General features: G+C 54.6%; 16 protein-coding genes. 11 read left to right on the top strand and 5 right to left on the bottom strand.

What is annotated here, in order from left to right:
- Position 1 precedes the first annotated feature (1 nt).
- The gene (locus ACQ4N7_RS01545; RefSeq protein ID WP_430709855.1) at positions 2-565 is read left to right on the top strand and encodes a Uma2 family endonuclease; all 564 of its coding nucleotides are present in this window, start codon (positions 2-4) and stop codon (positions 563-565) included.
- Positions 566-633: 68 nt separating this feature from the next.
- Positions 634-1581 carry an alpha-E domain-containing protein gene (locus tag ACQ4N7_RS01540; RefSeq protein ID WP_430709854.1) on the top strand — a complete coding sequence of 316 codons (948 nt, stop codon included), beginning with the start codon at positions 634-636 and terminating at the stop codon, positions 1579-1581.
- A 5-nt stretch (positions 1582-1586) separates the two neighbouring features.
- On the opposite strand, the gene ACQ4N7_RS01535 is transcribed toward ACQ4N7_RS01540, so the two are convergent.
- Positions 1587-1940, bottom strand: a complete 354-nt coding sequence (locus ACQ4N7_RS01535) for a hypothetical protein (protein WP_430709853.1) — start codon at positions 1938-1940, stop codon at positions 1587-1589.
- A gap of 37 nt (positions 1941-1977) precedes the next feature.
- Positions 1978-2637, bottom strand: coding sequence for a serine/threonine protein kinase (locus ACQ4N7_RS01530; RefSeq protein WP_430709852.1), 660 nt, complete (start codon positions 2635-2637; stop codon positions 1978-1980).
- A 576-nt stretch (positions 2638-3213) separates the two neighbouring features.
- Here ACQ4N7_RS01530 and ACQ4N7_RS01525 point away from each other — a divergent pair.
- Positions 3214-5337 carry a GmrSD restriction endonuclease domain-containing protein gene (locus ACQ4N7_RS01525; RefSeq protein ID WP_430709851.1) on the top strand — a complete coding sequence of 708 codons (2124 nt, stop codon included), beginning with the start codon at positions 3214-3216 and terminating at the stop codon, positions 5335-5337.
- Positions 5338-5393: 56 nt separating this feature from the next.
- Here the strand turns inward: ACQ4N7_RS01525 and ACQ4N7_RS01520 are convergent, their stop codons facing one another.
- Both ACQ4N7_RS01520 and ACQ4N7_RS01515 read right to left on the bottom strand, forming a co-directional pair.
- On the bottom strand, positions 5394-6983 hold the full coding sequence (locus ACQ4N7_RS01520) for a glycoside hydrolase family 57 protein (protein ID WP_430709850.1): 1590 nt from the start codon (positions 6981-6983) through the stop codon (positions 5394-5396).
- A 249-nt stretch (positions 6984-7232) separates the two neighbouring features.
- Positions 7233-7826, bottom strand: coding sequence for a hypothetical protein (locus ACQ4N7_RS01515; RefSeq protein ID WP_430709849.1), 594 nt, complete (start codon positions 7824-7826; stop codon positions 7233-7235).
- A gap of 244 nt (positions 7827-8070) precedes the next feature.
- On the opposite strand from ACQ4N7_RS01515, the gene ACQ4N7_RS01510 reads away from it, so the two are divergent.
- From ACQ4N7_RS01510 to ACQ4N7_RS01500, 3 genes are all read left to right on the top strand, one after another.
- The gene (locus ACQ4N7_RS01510) at positions 8071-8826 is read left to right on the top strand and encodes a tetratricopeptide repeat protein (RefSeq protein WP_430709848.1); all 756 of its coding nucleotides are present in this window, start codon (positions 8071-8073) and stop codon (positions 8824-8826) included.
- A gap of 201 nt (positions 8827-9027) precedes the next feature.
- Complete coding sequence (locus ACQ4N7_RS01505) at positions 9028-9918, top strand: SMP-30/gluconolactonase/LRE family protein (RefSeq protein WP_430709847.1); 891 nt, start codon at positions 9028-9030, stop codon at positions 9916-9918.
- 117 nt (positions 9919-10035) lie between these two features.
- A complete protein-coding gene (locus ACQ4N7_RS01500; protein WP_430709846.1) occupies positions 10036-10353 on the top strand; it encodes a hypothetical protein in 318 nt (105 codons plus the stop codon).
- 117 nt (positions 10354-10470) lie between these two features.
- Here the strand turns inward: ACQ4N7_RS01500 and deoC are convergent, their stop codons facing one another.
- Positions 10471-11163, bottom strand: a complete 693-nt coding sequence (gene deoC, locus ACQ4N7_RS01495) for a deoxyribose-phosphate aldolase (protein ID WP_430709845.1) — start codon at positions 11161-11163, stop codon at positions 10471-10473.
- Positions 11164-11931: 768 nt separating this feature from the next.
- Between deoC and ACQ4N7_RS01490 the strand changes: the two genes are divergently transcribed.
- From ACQ4N7_RS01490 to ACQ4N7_RS01470, 5 genes are all read left to right on the top strand, one after another.
- The gene (locus ACQ4N7_RS01490; RefSeq protein ID WP_430709844.1) at positions 11932-12486 is read left to right on the top strand and encodes a protoglobin domain-containing protein; all 555 of its coding nucleotides are present in this window, start codon (positions 11932-11934) and stop codon (positions 12484-12486) included.
- 78 nt (positions 12487-12564) lie between these two features.
- Positions 12565-12936, top strand: a complete 372-nt coding sequence (locus tag ACQ4N7_RS01485; RefSeq protein WP_035991000.1) for a roadblock/LC7 domain-containing protein — start codon at positions 12565-12567, stop codon at positions 12934-12936.
- Between the two features lie 86 nt (positions 12937-13022).
- Positions 13023-13568, top strand: a complete 546-nt coding sequence (locus tag ACQ4N7_RS01480) for a GTP-binding protein (protein WP_430709843.1) — start codon at positions 13023-13025, stop codon at positions 13566-13568.
- Between the two features lie 159 nt (positions 13569-13727).
- Positions 13728-14594 (top strand): DUF4388 domain-containing protein, encoded by an 867-nt coding sequence (locus ACQ4N7_RS01475; RefSeq protein WP_430709842.1) that lies wholly within the window; start codon positions 13728-13730, stop codon positions 14592-14594.
- Between the two features lie 2 nt (positions 14595-14596).
- Complete coding sequence (locus ACQ4N7_RS01470; RefSeq protein WP_430709841.1) at positions 14597-14809, top strand: hypothetical protein; 213 nt, start codon at positions 14597-14599, stop codon at positions 14807-14809.
- Positions 14810-14820: the final 11 nt, after the last annotated feature.

Here is a 14820-nt window from a genome sequence, read left to right as displayed (position 1 = left end):
AATGGTACAACTCACCTCTAAAACATTGACTCTGGAAGAGTTTCTGAAGCTGCCAGAAACTAAACCTGCCAATGAGTTTGTGGATGGACAAATCCTTCAAAAACCTATGCCTCAGGGAAAGCACAGTGCTATTCAGGGTGAATTTGTACCATTTGTTAACACTGCTTTAAAAGCAAAACGCATCGCTCGTGCTTTCCCAGAACTACGGTGCACCTTCGGGAGTCGTTCTGTAGTCCCCGATGTGGTGGTAATGATGTGGAGCCGCATCCCTCGTGACGAAAATGGTGAAGTCGCTAATACTTTTGTGGTTGCTCCAGACTGGACAGTTGAAATCCTCTCCCCAGACCAAAGCCAAACCAGGGTCACAAAAAATATTCTCCACTGCCTTAGGTACGGCACGCAAATGGGCTGGCTGATCGATCCTGATGAACAAACGGTCTTTGTCTATCGCCCCAAACAAGAAACCGAAGTTTTTGATCAACCCCAGGATGTCTTACCCGTCCCCCCATTCGCTAATGATTTAGCCCTCACAATTCAGGATTTGTTCAATTGGCTCCTGGAGTGAGCTGCAAGAACCCCTTCCTCTCTACCCACCTACTCTCCCACCCATCCACCCTCCCACTCTTTACCATCATGCTCAGTCGCGTTGCCGATTCGATCTACTGGCTCAACCGCTACGTTGAGCGGGCCGAGAACGTCGCCCGTTTTGTCGATGTCAACCTGAACCTGCTGCTCGATGCGCCCTCCGGTATGGAGCAGCAGTGGGAGCCGCTGGTTAGAACGACAGGCGATCAGGCGATGTTTCAGGCGCGCTATGACGAAGCGACAGCCGAAAACATTCTGCGGTTTTTGACCTTCGATCGCGAGTACCCGAACTCGATCATTTCCTGCCTGCGCTCGGCGCGGGAAAATGCGCGATCGGTGCGGGAAATTATCTCCTCAGAAATGTGGGAGCAGGTGAATTCGTTTTACCTGATGGTGAATGAGGCGGCAGACGTGGGGCTGCTGTCGGAGCTGCACAACTTTTTTCCAGACGTGAAGATGGCCAGCCACCTGTTTGCCGGGGTAATGGATGCCACCATGTCTCACAACGAGGGCTGGCACTTTGGCCAGCTAGGGCGGCTGCTGGAGCGAGCCGACAAAACCGCCCGCATTCTTGACGTGAAGTACTATATTTTGCTGCCCTCGGTCACCGACGTGGGCTCGCCCCTGGACGATTTGCAGTGGATTGCCCTGCTGAAGTCGGCCAGCGCCTACGAAATGTATCGCAAGTGCCAGTACCGCATTACCCCCAAAGGGGTGACCGAGTTTTTGATTTTGAACCGGGAGTTTCCGCGATCGATTCAGTTTTGTCTGCTGGAGGCGGAGCGATCGCTGCACTGCATTTCAGGCACCCCAGCGGGCACCTGGCGGACGGCCAGCGATCGCGCCCTCGGTCGGCTGCGCTCCGAACTCGACTACCTCACTATTGAAGAAATCACTCAGCAGGGGCTGCACGAGTTTCTCGACAACCTGCAAACTCGCCTCAATACCGTCAGCGAGAAGATTTTTGCGGACTTTTTTGCCCTGGAGCGAGCCTAGCCAGGCTACCGCACCAGCACGATCGCCAGGCTCAGCAGCAATAGCCCAATCAACCCAACTAGCCCCCGGTGATTGCGCAGCCAAAAACTCATCTGCTGCCCCGGCGACAGCGACGGCAGCGCCAAATCTCCATCCGCCTTCACCGATCGGTAGAGGGTGCAGGTTTCGGCGTGGGGGCGCTGGGGAAAGTTGCAGGTGTCGTCGGCGTCGTAGAGGCAGGTGGCGCACAGCGGCTCGTCGCCCTCGGTGCGGTGCAGCGGTATGCCCGGATGTCCGTGGGCCTTGAGCAGCAGGCCACAGCGGGGGCACTGGAGCGCAGCGGGTTCGAGAGTGGCCTGACAGCGGGGGCACGACAGCATAGCAGCGGCGGCATACATCAACAACTATGGCCGTATGCTAGCGCAGCCCGCCGCCGGTCAAACGGCGAAACAAACGGTACCCGGCCCGCACCCCGTTTAGCAGCGCATAGGGTATCGGCAGGCCCAGGGGCAGAAAAAAGGGGCGGTAGATCCACCAGTAGGCGCGTTTCACATCCTGCCAGGCCCGACAGGGCTGAGAATTTAAGAAGTCAGACACATCCACCACCAGGCCGCGCCCTTCGTACTGCATCACGTTGCGACCGTGCACGTCGTGGGGAAACATGCCCCGGCTGCGCACATAGTCGAGGGCAGCATCAATATCGCGAATCACCTGGGGCGGAATGGCCATGCCTCGGTGCAGACAGTCGTACAGCGTTACCCCGTGCAGGCGCTTGAGCACTAAAAACGACGCTTCGCTGAGGTAGCACCGCGAAAACGCCGGATGGTCGGCCAGTCGTCGGTAGACCTCAACCTCGGCTTCGATGCCGGGGCGACCGGGGGCATAGACCTTCACCACCTGCTCGGGATAGTCGGGGTGCAGAAACACAGCGGCGTAGTTGCCCGCCCCCAGGCAGCGCCAGGGCACCGGCACCCGATGAACCACCACAGGATTGTGAGGGTCAACGCTCTCGAGGTGCAGCTCTGGCAGCAATTCCTTGCGAACGCATTGCGCCAGCGCCTGAATGTGGTCAAGCATAAGGATAGGTGAAGTCGCTACGTCTTCTATGATTTGAGCAGAAAACGGCAAAGTGTGGCGGCAGATAACCCAGAACGAAATGCGATCGCCTCTCTAACCTCGCCTAGCAAATAGATTGATCAATGGCGTGCTTAGAAAACTCAAATTGGTCTTTGACCCCAATGCTAAAGTGCAGCGTTTACCCAGAGTTCATCACCAGGCCATACCATAGAGTTCTATGGCATATCGTCGGCAATATCGTAATGACCAGCAGCAATCTGCTCTTGCAGATAAGTGGCAAGGGCTTCGGGAAGCGAAACGGTTAAGTTGGTCATAGAGTTTTCCCTATGCAGGGTGAGAAATCACCTACGACAATCATAGCCATCCCCAAAGTACAATTTCTAACAATGCTTTAATGCGATAGATTGGGTAAAGCGCTGGCGAAACTAAACATATATAAGTTTGGGGTTGGGTTACACTTCGTTTCGCTCAACCTACTCATCAAATGTTATCAGGCTACCCTATATAACAGTGCTATTCAGCTCAAGATTAGCCATCGTCGAAACAGATCGAGAAAGTAGCTTGGACATCTGAAGAATGTTTTCTGGAATACAGCAAAGCAAAATTGAAGTTAGGCCCATGCCTTTGAGAGATTTACTGTCTCAAATGGCTCAAGGGTATCTCCAAATGCCCAGATTTCAACGTGAGTTTGTCTGGCCTGTCTCAAAAACGCGGGCTCTTCTTGATAGCATGTTCAAAGAGTTTCCAATAGGAACCCTGTTTTTCTGGCAAGCTCCCAGTGATCATTCGGATATCTTCAGAGAGCTTAGGGATCTAAAGATTCCACCGCCCCAAGTAAATCAATCAATTTCTTTTATTCTAGATGGCCAACAAAGATTGACATCTCTTTTTGCAGCTGGTAACGCATTAAAAATAGGATCCAGAGACTATGGTAATATATGTATTGATTTGGAATGTGCTCTCGAATACGAGTCAAGCCATGATGAAGGTTTTGAGAAGGAAATTTTCGTAAGTCGTCGGGTGCCAGACAATGTGCGATATGTTTCGTTTTATGACGTCATGGCATCAAACCTACAAGTATACGATGGCTTGTCTAGCAGCGCTAAATCGATATTTCAAGTTGCTAATAGTCGATTTACTAATTATCCCTTCTCAGTTGTTTGGGTTCGCGATCAACCGCTTGCAGAAGTGGTTGAAATTTTCCAGCGAATTAATCAGGGAGGAAAGCGACTAAGTAGCTATGATCTAGTATGCGCAAATTTGTGGACTGAAAACTTCAACTTCAGGAACAAAGTTTCCCTCGTAAACTCTCAACTAGTTGAGAATGGCTTTGAGGAAGTTGATGAGCAAATTATCCCACAGTCAATATCTCTTATTCTACGTGGTTCCGCCACACAATCTGTCCAACTAAGATTAAGGACTGAGGAGGTAGAAGAAATATGGGAGCGACTAGTGCAATCAATTTCTCGTTCTGTAGACTTTGTTCGCACAAATATGGGAGTTAAACGTGCTTCATTTCTTCCATACAGAGGCATTTTGCCAGTGCTTACTTACTATTTCTATAATCTTGATGGTACTGCTTTATCAGCAGATCATAGGAAGACTTTATGGAAATGGTTCTGGAGTGTTGCGCTATCTGAGCGTTACAGTGCTAATAGTCAAGCACGCATCGCCGAAGATGTCTCCAAACTAAGAGAGCTTTTGGATGGTAAGTCTGTCTCATTTGACTATGCATCAAAAGCTTCTTCTGATGTGTTGTCGAGAGTGAGTGTAAAATCAACAACGTCTGCATTAAGGAATACGGTTCTTTGCATGCTTGCTTTGCGTGTTCCACGCAACTTCAAAGATGGGAGCCAAGTTAATATTTCCGATAACTTTTTTGATACATTGGCAAGAGCAGAAAGACATCGGATCTTCAGCCCTACTGTCATTAGAAAGCAGGGCTTAGATCCAAATCTTGTTCATTCAATATGCAATTTTGCGTTTATACCAAGTGAACTTAATCGCGAGATTAGTGGGAGGAAACCATCCGAGTACTTCTCTCAATATCAGGCAGAAAACTCCGAATTTAAGCGCGATCTAAAATCTCATGTTATATCGCCTGATGAGAGTAGCTCTATATGGAGCGACGATTTTAGTTCGTTTATCCGAGAGCGCTCTGAACTTATAGCCGATTCATTAAAACAGTTGCTTGATGAAGACCCGTTTGATGATGAGCAGGATAGTTTTGAAGGTTATGAGCATGACATTGTCAAGTCTATCGAAATTCAGATTCGAGATTTAATTGATGAACGTCTTACGGCCTTCTTTGGAGAAAACTATTGGCATTCATCCGCTCCTCAGAATATCGCTAATAAAGTTAACAATAAAATAGGTCAACATATCATGGAGCATCCCTATTTGAATCCCGCGGATTATGCACTTGGACGCAAAAAGCTAGATTTTTGCGATGTATCTGACTATAAAGCGATAATGACTCGAAACTGGTCCCAGTTTGAGGAAATTTTCGGCAAACAAGATACGTTGATTAGTCATTTTGATAATTTTCGAACTTACCGGAATTTGGTAGCGCACAGCAATCATTCCGAGATCAATGATGTTCAGAAATTGTCTGCAAAGGCCGCTATTTCTTGGTTTCAGCAATCAATCGACAGTTTTTACATGCGAAATCAGCAGCAGGAGATTGACTCAGAGCCGTAGTCAATAGAGCTAATTCCTTAGAGTATTGGACTAAGCACCCAAGACTCTGAGGAATTCTAGAGCGGACGATAGACGCGGTAGTTGATGTTGGGGAAGATGTTGTCGACCACTTCGATTTTTTCTAGCCAGCCGGAGTCGATTTTGCCGCGCAGAATGTCATCCCAGAGTTTTTGGAAGCGCATCAGGTGCGACCTGGTTCGCCGCACCGCATAGGGCACCATCGTCCCCGTCCGCATAATGAAAGCCCAGTCCGACGACTGCGCCAGCAGCAGTTCTCGCGCCGCCTGGTTGAGGGCGCGCCACTCTAGCTCATCGGCGGGTTCGCGGCGGGCCAGGTCGATCATGCGCTCGGCGGCCTTGTGCAGGTGTGGGTAGATCCAGGAGTTAGTTTCGTTCAGCCAGTACTCGTGGAAGCCCTTGTAGCCCCAGCTCGACTGAGAGGGGCGGCAGACCTGCTGGGTGGGGTGCCCCTGGAGGTAGTCGCTCAGGTGGGTCATTTCGTAGGTGTTTTGGTCAAACCAGCTCTTGCGGAACAGGTAGTCGAGGAACCAGGGGCCTTCGTACCACCAGTGGCCAAACAGCTCGGCGTCGTAGGGCGAGACGATAATCGGCGGGCGCTGCATCAGGCCGTGGAGGTGGCCAATCTGCTGCTCGCGGTTGTACATAAAGTTGGCGGCGTGCTCGGCGGCTTTTTCGCGCGCCCAGTAGGGGTCGTAGAGCTGCTTATCAGAGAGGCCCAGGCCCTTGCCGGTAATTTTGTGATACTTGATGCCCACATTTTTGCGCTGGCCGTTAGGCATGATGTAGGGCTTGATGTATTCGTATTCGGCATCCCAGCCCAGGTCGCGGTAAAACTCGCGGTACTCGGGGGCACCGGGGTAGCCCACCTGCGACGACCACACCTGCTGCGACGACTCGTGATCGCGGCCAAAGGCGGCCACACCGCTTTCGGTAAAGATGGGGGCGTAGCTGCCAAAGCGGGGGCGAGGGCGGGCGTAGAGAATGCCGTGGCCATCGGTTAAAAAGTAGCGCAGGCCTGCATCGGCCACCATGCGCTCTAGCCCTTCGTAGTAGGCGCACTCGGGCAGCCAGATGCCCTTGGGGGCGCGGCCAAAGGTATCGGCATAGTGCTCGGCAGCGACCTGAATTTGCGCCCACACGGCTTCGGGGTACATTTTCATCAGCGGCAGGTAGCCGTGGGTGGCCCCGCAGGTGATGATGTCGAGGTTGTTGCTGTCTTGGTACTGCTTAAAGGCGGTGACCAGGTCGCCGCTGTAGCTCTCCCACACGTTGCGCACGTGGTTGAACTCTTTGGCGTAGGTTTCGGCTAAATATTGCAGGTGGCCGTTGTGGACGTGGCGCTCGACCTCTAGCTCGGTGAGTTCTTCGAGCATGGCCAGGTGGGCGTCGAAGCGCTCTTGCAGCAGCGGGTCGCGCAGCATGGAGACCAGGGGCGGGGTCATGCTCATAGTGAGCTTGAAGTCGACGCCGTCGCGCTTGAGCCCCTCAAACATGGTGAGCAGCGGCACGTAGGTCTCGATGATCGCCTCGTAGAGCCACTCTTCCTCTAAAACGTAGTCACTCTCGGGGTGACGCACGTAGGGCAAATGGGCGTGGAGTACAAGCGCGAGATATCCGGTAGCCATAGGGTGCCGTTAAAGGAAGTGAACTGAGAGCCGAGCTGTCGGGAGGGTAACCGCCGTTGACCAAATTCTAAGGCAAAAGGTAATCGCTAACGGCACTGTGGGCTGCATCCACCAGCCGGGGATACTCAAGGCGACTGCTAAAGATTCGCTTTATTTGCGGTTTGCCAGATCGGCACTGGTATGCCATGAAATAATCACCCCAGAAAGTTCGTAGAGAACTCTCTGGGGAAGGTTTATTGTGCGCCGGGGCTACCGGGCTGTCCCCACCGCTTTGGGCTCAGGCTCAGCCTTTACTTTGGCCGTGGCAGATGCGCTGGCTTCGGTGTCAGCCTCAGCGGGTTCATCGGCGGCGATCGCATCCGCTTCAGCCTCGATGGATTCTACTGCTTCGGTTTCAGCGGGTTCAGTGGATGCGATCGCATCCACTTCCGCCTCATCTACTTCTACCTCGTCCGCAGCAGCGGGAGTAGGGGTCGAAGCGGGAGCCTGGGGCGTAGCTACGACCACCGGAGTCGTCTTGGCGGGCTTAGTCGCGGCCTTTGTCACGGTGGGGATATCGCCGGTTAGCATCAGCTGGCGAACGATGCCGCCGTCCAGGTGAGCGAGTCCTTTGGCTTGGGAGATTGCAACAATCTTTTGGCCCAGAGCTTCGCCAGTCTGGGTGGCTGCTTTTAATGTGCTGTAGGGCTGCTGAGCGAGCCGCTGCACGGCCAGGGTAAGCTCTTTGTTGCCGCGCCGGGTGGAGGGTTCAATGCCGCCAGCCACCAGCACAGCTTTGGCCCCGCGCCGGAGGGCCTGCTGAATCTGGCGTTTGCCTAACGTGGTTGCCTGAGTCGATGCCATAGCGTTGTCCTCTATTACTGCGTTTGACGGGCCGGGGATGGCCCAGGGCCACGCTACAGCAGGGCTGGAGGTTTGCCGTGCTGCGTGGAATACATCGGAGAAGGGTAGATGGGTAGGCGGATGGGTGGGTGGGTGAGGCGATAGAGTGTTAGGCCAGGGGGATTTTGGTCGAAATCAGGACTTTGGAGTTCAAAATTCAAAGTTCAAAGTTCAAAGTTCAAAAGGTAAGTAGCAGACGAGATCTATGGGAAAAGTCTTTGGTTGGGTGCTTTGTACAGCTTTGGCTCTGGTGGGTTGCCAGCGAGAGGCGGCGGTGCCGTGGCAGAAGACGACGCTTTCTGTAGAGGCGTTAGAGAATCTGACTTACCCACCTTTTTTAGTCGATGCTCAAACAGCGGCTCGTTACCGGCAGGAGGGGCTGGCGTTTCGGCAGCAGGGCGATTTTGAGCGGGCGATCGCAACTTTAAAGATTGCCACCGCCCTCAACCCGCGCAATCCTGAAGGCCAGGTGCTGCTAGGCTGGACCCAGCACCTGGCGGGGTACCCTGCCCCCGCTATCGACGCGCTGCAAACGGCCCTCACCTACGACCCCGAGTATGGGCCTGCCCTCAATGCTCTGGGCATTGTCTACCTGGTAGACGGTCAGCTAGAGGCGGCGGTGGATACTCACACGCTGGCGGTATCGCTTGAAGCGGATAATGAAATTGCCCACTACAACCTCAGCCTGGCCTATCAGCGGCTGGGGCAAACCGAGCAGGCGATCGCCCAGGCCATCATTGCCACTGAGCTAGAGCCCAATAACCCCCATCCCTGGGTAGCGCTGGCTCTGGCCCACTGGTCGGCTAAAGACAGTGCTGAGGCGATCGCCAACTACCGCCAGGCCCTGGCCCTCGATGGCCGCTACACCAGCCGGGAGTATCTCAACCATCTAGAGCAGGCAGGGTTTAGCCCGGAGCAGATTGAGGCGACAGAGGAGATTCGCCAGGCAGCAGGGCTTTAGGACGTTTTGAATCTTGAACTTTGAACTTTGAATTTTGAACATTTCGACCTTGCCTTACCACCAAACCGCCCTTTCTCAGCGGCCTTGACATTCGCTTAATGCAGCTGTGGTAGTGCTACTAAAGGTGGCCTCTATCCTTAGATAGGCATGTCGCTGGTGCCGCCATGAGATCCTGCTGTAAACAACCCCGGTATTTGAGCTATGCCTACTGCAACTCTGCCTGAGCTATCGGCCCAAAACGTGCTCTACGCCCGTGCCCGACTGGGAGAAGGGCCGCTGTGGGATAGCGACCAGCAGGTGCTCTACTGGGTTGATATTCTCAACCACCGGGTTCATGTGTTTGAGCCCAGCAGCGGCGACGACTGCCACTGGGATGTAGATGGTGTGGGCAGCTCCATAGCTTTAATGAAGGGCAACCAGCTGCTGGTGGCGATGGGCAACCGTATCGCCAGCCTCGATCTCACCTCGGGCACCGTCGAAACTCTGCACACGGCTGAGTTTGAGGCCCCCGACACCCGCTTTAACGAAGGTAAATGCGACCCCCAGGGCCGCTTTTGGATTGGCTCAATGAGCCCAGACCATCCTGGCCGTGCCGCCCTCTACCGCTACGACCCCGATGGCTCAATACACACCATGGAAACTGGCCTGACTATTTCTAACGGGCTGGGCTGGAGCCCTGACGGCGGCACCTTTTATTTAACCGATTCGCCCCAGCGCAAAATTTTTGCCTACCGCTTTGAGAGCGAAACCGGGGAGATTAGCGATCGCAGCGTTATTGTCGACTTCGGCGACGAGCCCATAGAACCCGACGGCCTGACAATCGACAGCGACGGCAATCTCTGGACAGCGCTATGGGATGGCTGGTGCGTGGCCTGCTTTAGCCCTACAGGCGAGGCCCTGGGCCGGGTGAGACTGCCGGTGCAGCGGCCTACCAGTCTCACCTTTGGCGGCCCTAACCTGTCAACGCTCTATGTCACCACGGCCTCGGTGGGGCTGAGCCAAAAGGAGATTCAGCAGGGGTTTTACTCGGGCGATGTGTTTGCGATCGCAGCCCCTACACCAGGACTACCAACCCATCGATTTGGCAATTAAATTGAGCTTGCTAGCTGCTTGACAATGGGTATAGAGGCTAAATCTAGCGTCTGATACAGGCACTGTTTGGGAATGCAGGCTTAGATTAAGCGTCAGCAGTATCTGAGTTAAAGCCCAATGACCTCTCCCGCAGACCGCAACCTAGCCTCACAGCCCTCCTTGTTCGATCGCATCTTCCGCGATTCTGAAGGCAACATTGTTCTTGGGCAAGCGCCTAACCTACCGGCCATAGTGGCCGTGACAGCAACCCTCCTACAGGCAGTTCTCCCCACCAGCCGCCTACAGACCGTCGTAACGCTGATTGCCTTCGGCACCTGGTATACCTGGGCCTGGCAAGAGCTGTTTGCGGGGGTCAACTACTTCCGGCGATCGCTGGGTCTGCTGACCCTGGTCGGACTGATTGCCCTCACCCTCACTCTGATCACCCGCTATTAACGACAAGGTAGGTTAGGGACTCACCTCAAAAATAAGGTACCAGCTTGAATAGTTACTTCGTGTTGGATTCCCGCTTGTGCGGGAATGACGTTGGAACGTTATTAACTTGCGAGTCCCTTACTGCTGCTCGACTGGCTCCTGCTGCTGCTGCCGCACCAGATCGACCCCCCGCGAGGTGCCCAGCCGGGTGGCCCCTTCCTGCACCAGCGCCACCGCCTGGGCGGCGGTACCAATGCCGCCCGAGGCCTTGATGCCTACCCGGCCCTGGGTAATCTCCCACAGCTGGCGCACCACCTCAACGGTGGCCCCGCCCTGCCAGCCGGTGCTGGTTTTGAGAAAAGATGCCCCGGCATCCATACAGACTTCGGCAGCCAGGGCAATTTCAGCCGGGGTGAGCACGGCGGTTTCGAGAATGGCCTTGACCAGCAGCCCAGTTTCTTCGCAGATGGTGGCAATTTCTCTATGAATAGCATCGGTCTTGCCTTCTTTGAGCCAGCCCAGGTTGATCACCACATCTAGCTCATCAGCGCCGCGCTCGGCGGCCTCCTGGGCTTCGTAGAGCTTGGTGGCCGAGGTGGTCGCCCCGGTGGGAAAGCCAATCACTGTACAGACTTTGACCCTGCTGTTGTGCAGCAAATCGACCGCCTGCGCCACATGACAGGGCGCAATGCAGACAGCGGCGAACCCGTAGCGATCGGCCTCAGCGCACCACTGAGCCACCTGTTCTGACGTCGCAACGGGGTTGAGCAGCGAATGATCAATAAAGGGCGCGAGATCGATACCATCCTCTGTCGCTGGTCGTCGGGCCATGGTTTACTGCCTCTAGGTGCCAAGGTTATGTTGCCAGAAATTCAGGCCGTCTTCGGCGTTACTGAGCTTAGATAGGCAAGTTTACGGTGCCTTGCATTGTAAAACCACTGCCGATCGCATCCACCAGAGCCGCAGCTCACCGCAGAAAAGCCGCAGCTTACAAGGACATTTTACGGTTTAGCCTGCCGGAAGTTACTGAGTTTGCCCTGCCGTCACCCGACCAAGATGAAGAAATGTATTGCAAGGATCCGTAGGTCTACGCAGGTTTTGGTCAGGCCATACAGCCGATAGCTTTAGATAACTTCAAAGAAACTGGTTACTGGCCTCATGCTGGTGGGTAAATACAACCTGTTGAGCCTTAATTTAGAGCGGCTGAGGCTGAGAAAAAGCCATGCTTATTCATAAACATATTCTTGCCTTACCGCGATCCCGAAATAAACAAGTTAGGGATTGCTAAAGTGCGATCGCTCTAACGTGACTTTGGCATTCTTTGCACCGACATTAACACGCTCAAGATTGTTTAATTGGTTTACAATCCTTCATCTCAACAAGTGTGCTTTAGACAATTGTTTAAGAAATAACGCGCTCCCCGTTTTTATACATAACCGCCAAAACCGTTATCAAACTATAAAGATCGCCGTTCTTGGTCGGAAAAAGCAGCAAGATCTGCTATTGGCGAAACTTTAGGTATTACTTCGATGTTGACCCATGGGTCTCAACAGCTAAAACAAGGATGTTGATTCGAAGTCCCCTTTAAGGATTAGCCCAATGAGCCTTGAGCCAAACGAATTCATGTCTAAGATGGTGTCGCGTACTGGCTTCAGTGCCGACGATCAGAAAACACTTCAAGATGCCGCTGCCTGGGGTTTAGAAATTGCGCCTGAAATGGCCGACTATTTCTATGACTACATGGGTCGCGATGCTGAAATGAGCGTCATTCTAAATGAGTCCGAAGGTCGCATTCACCGACTGCGCGAAACCTTTGTCGCCTGGTTTCACGAAATGTTTACCGGCATGGACAACTGGGGCAGCGACTATGCCGACAGGCGCTGGCGCATTGGCCTGATTCACGTTCGCATTGGCATTGGCCCTCAGCATGTCGTACCGGCTATGGCCGTGGTTGTCCATGAAGCGGGCAAGCGCGCCAAGGCTGATGGCAAAAACGAGCAGCTCTGCGATGCCCTGAGCAAAATTTGCATGGTCGATCTGGCCTTTATTGAGCAGGCCTATATCGAAGTCTCGTCAGCGGCGGTACTCAAAGAAACAGGCTGGTCTGAAGGTCTCTTTAGACGACTGGTGGCAACTGGCGCAGCGGCCATGTAGCAGGCGCTGATTTACGTTTTAGCTGATTGAATCTCCTCCCTTTTTTCTCAAATTCCTTCTTAATCCAAGAGACTTACCATGGCTATTAGCACCGAAAAACTCACCCACATTCTACAGAGCTTTGTTACCTCTACTACCGATATTCAAGGGGCGGCGGTAGTCACCCCCGACGGTCTGCCCCTGGCCGCTAGCCTGCCCGGCGGCATGGATGAAGAGCGGGTTTCAGCGATGTCAGCCGCTATGCTTTCCCTGGGCGATCGCATTGGTAGCGAACTGGCTCGCGGCGGCATTGACCGTATTTTTGTAGAAGGCGATAAAGGCTACGGCATTCTCACCAGCTGCGGCGAAGATGCGGTGTTTCTGGTTCTGGCCGACAAAGCGGCTAAGCAGGGCCTGCTGATGCTTGAAATTAAGCGCACCCTGGGCGATCTGAAAGCCGTTTTAATGTAGCCCTTTGCCCCTGGCGGAGTGGGTTGCCCCCCCCGGTTTAGCAGTTTGCTCCGCCCTCACCTATTCCTTCATTGCCGCCTCCAGCCATGGAAATCATGCGTTTAGTGGTCACTGGCCCCGTGGGAGCCGGTAAATCGACCTTCATTCGATCGGTTAGCGAGATTGAGGTGGTGGATACCGATCGCCGCGCCACCGACGAGGCTCTTTTGATCAAAAAGCGCACCACCGTAGCCTTTGACTTTGGCCGTCTGCAGTTTGGCCCCGACATGGCCCTGCACCTCTACGGCACCCCCGGCCAGTCGCGCTTCGACTTCATGTGGGACATCTTGATTCAAAAGGCCCACGCCTACATTTTGCTGGTGGCGGCCCATCGGCCCCACGAGTTTCGCGAGGCCCGCCGCATCATGATGTTCATGAAGCAGCGATCGCCCGTGCCGATGATTATCGGCCTCACCCACACCGACTGCCCTGGTGCCTGGGATGCCGCCAACATTGCCCTGGCCCTGGGCTATCCCAACCCCAATCGCCGTCCGCCCCTGGTGACGGTCAACGCCAACGAAACGGCCTCGGTAGCCCAGGCGGTGATTGCCCTGGTGCAGCACACCTGGTCGGGCAGTCTAGCCACCACCTAGCCGCCCGCTGCCCGCCCGTCCGCTCAAAACCTCTCGCCCATGCGGGACTCATGCAGGCGGTGCTGAAGCTACCGAGACAGTGCACCTGGCACCCTCAAGCCTATCCATCCCCTCCCACCGTCCGTCCCTTCTCTCTGCTTTTCAAAAAGGAACAGCACCATGACTGTTACCGGATACCTGGCCGATTTCTCCCTACCCGAACTGTTTCAGCTGCTGGAACAGGGCAACAAAACGGGGTTGCTCACGATCTGCACCCTGGCTGACACCACAACCATCGAGCGCCACAACCACCACATCTGGTTTGGCCAGGGGCAAATTGTCGCCGCTGGCAATGCCCTCGACCAGCGCGGGCTGATGCGACTAATTGCCCAGCGCGGCTGGATGGGCGACAATGCCGTTTCCCGTCTGGCCCAGACCTGCCAGATCAACACTCCCCTGGGGCTATGCCTCAAAAATCAGGGGGTGCTGAGTGCCGAGCAGCTCAAACTGCTGTTTTATACCCAGGTCATGCGCCAGGTGTGCGCCCTGTTTGCCCTCCCCGACGGCTGGTTTCAGTTTGACCCCAAAGCGCCTACCCCACGGGCTGAAATGACCGGGCTAATTGCCACGGCCACCGATGTCACCCTGGCCGGGCTGCGGGCGCTCAAAGACTGGAACGCCCTGGCGGAGAAACTGCCGGATCCTTCTTCGGCCTTGATCAGCACTGTGGAAGGCAAGCCCAGCCTGCGCCTCAACCCCAACGAGTGGCAGGTGTGGGAATTTACCAACGGCACCATGGCCCTGGCCGACGTGGCCAAACAGCTCAACCTGCCCGTCGCCAAGGCCCAGCAAATTGCCTTTCGCCTGATTGTTACGGGCCTGGCCGAAGAAATGCCGCTCATGGCCGCACCGCCGACTTCGTCGGTTGATCTAGTCGACCCCGAAAGTCTCGAACCAGTCGCTGCTGGCGCAGTTGGCCATGGAGCCGCCCCGGTAAGCAACTCGTTTTTGCAAAATCTGGTCGGTTTTCTCAAAGGCAAGGTGTAGCTATGACTCAAAGCACACTGCGGCTACTGCAAGGCTTTTTAACCCTGCTCAAGCTGGCCGACCTGGTCACCAGCCTGCCCGGCCTCGCGATCGCTCTGTGGATCTGGCTCAACCTCGCCTTTCCCCACGACACCGCCCTGGCCCTCTGGCTCATCGCCCTGCTGCCCCTCGTCGCCCAAACCAGCACCGAAACCCCACCCCACCCTTTCTCCTAATCCCCACCTAA

Source organism: Nodosilinea sp. AN01ver1, from assembly GCF_050565655.1.
Taxonomy (GTDB): domain Bacteria; phylum Cyanobacteriota; class Cyanobacteriia; order Phormidesmidales; family Phormidesmidaceae; genus Nodosilinea.
This window is presented reverse-complemented; position numbering and strand designations above follow the sequence as displayed.

Excerpts from the sequence above, each read along its gene's own strand:
- ACQ4N7_RS01470 (WP_430709841.1), top strand. The coding sequence starts at position 14,597 with ATGACTCAAAGCACACTGCGGCTACTGCAAGGCTTTTTAACCCTGCTC.
- ACQ4N7_RS01520 (WP_430709850.1), bottom strand. The coding sequence starts at position 6,983 with ATGGCTACCGGATATCTCGCGCTTGTACTCCACGCCCATTTGCCCTAC.
- ACQ4N7_RS01515 (WP_430709849.1), bottom strand. The coding sequence starts at position 7,826 with ATGGCATCGACTCAGGCAACCACGTTAGGCAAACGCCAGATTCAGCAG.
- ACQ4N7_RS01540 (WP_430709854.1), top strand. The coding sequence starts at position 634 with ATGCTCAGTCGCGTTGCCGATTCGATCTACTGGCTCAACCGCTACGTT.
- deoC (WP_430709845.1), bottom strand. The coding sequence starts at position 11,163 with ATGGCCCGACGACCAGCGACAGAGGATGGTATCGATCTCGCGCCCTTT.
- ACQ4N7_RS01535 (WP_430709853.1), bottom strand. The coding sequence starts at position 1,940 with ATGCTGTCGTGCCCCCGCTGTCAGGCCACTCTCGAACCCGCTGCGCTC.
- ACQ4N7_RS01530 (WP_430709852.1), bottom strand. The coding sequence starts at position 2,637 with ATGCTTGACCACATTCAGGCGCTGGCGCAATGCGTTCGCAAGGAATTG.
- ACQ4N7_RS01505 (WP_430709847.1), top strand. The coding sequence starts at position 9,028 with ATGCCTACTGCAACTCTGCCTGAGCTATCGGCCCAAAACGTGCTCTAC.
- ACQ4N7_RS01475 (WP_430709842.1), top strand. The coding sequence starts at position 13,728 with ATGACTGTTACCGGATACCTGGCCGATTTCTCCCTACCCGAACTGTTT.
- ACQ4N7_RS01510 (WP_430709848.1), top strand. The coding sequence starts at position 8,071 with ATGGGAAAAGTCTTTGGTTGGGTGCTTTGTACAGCTTTGGCTCTGGTG.
- ACQ4N7_RS01500 (WP_430709846.1), top strand. The coding sequence starts at position 10,036 with ATGACCTCTCCCGCAGACCGCAACCTAGCCTCACAGCCCTCCTTGTTC.
- ACQ4N7_RS01545 (WP_430709855.1), top strand. The coding sequence starts at position 2 with ATGGTACAACTCACCTCTAAAACATTGACTCTGGAAGAGTTTCTGAAG.
- ACQ4N7_RS01485 (WP_035991000.1), top strand. The coding sequence starts at position 12,565 with ATGGCTATTAGCACCGAAAAACTCACCCACATTCTACAGAGCTTTGTT.
- ACQ4N7_RS01480 (WP_430709843.1), top strand. The coding sequence starts at position 13,023 with ATGGAAATCATGCGTTTAGTGGTCACTGGCCCCGTGGGAGCCGGTAAA.
- ACQ4N7_RS01525 (WP_430709851.1), top strand. The coding sequence starts at position 3,214 with ATGTTTTCTGGAATACAGCAAAGCAAAATTGAAGTTAGGCCCATGCCT.
- ACQ4N7_RS01490 (WP_430709844.1), top strand. The coding sequence starts at position 11,932 with ATGAGCCTTGAGCCAAACGAATTCATGTCTAAGATGGTGTCGCGTACT.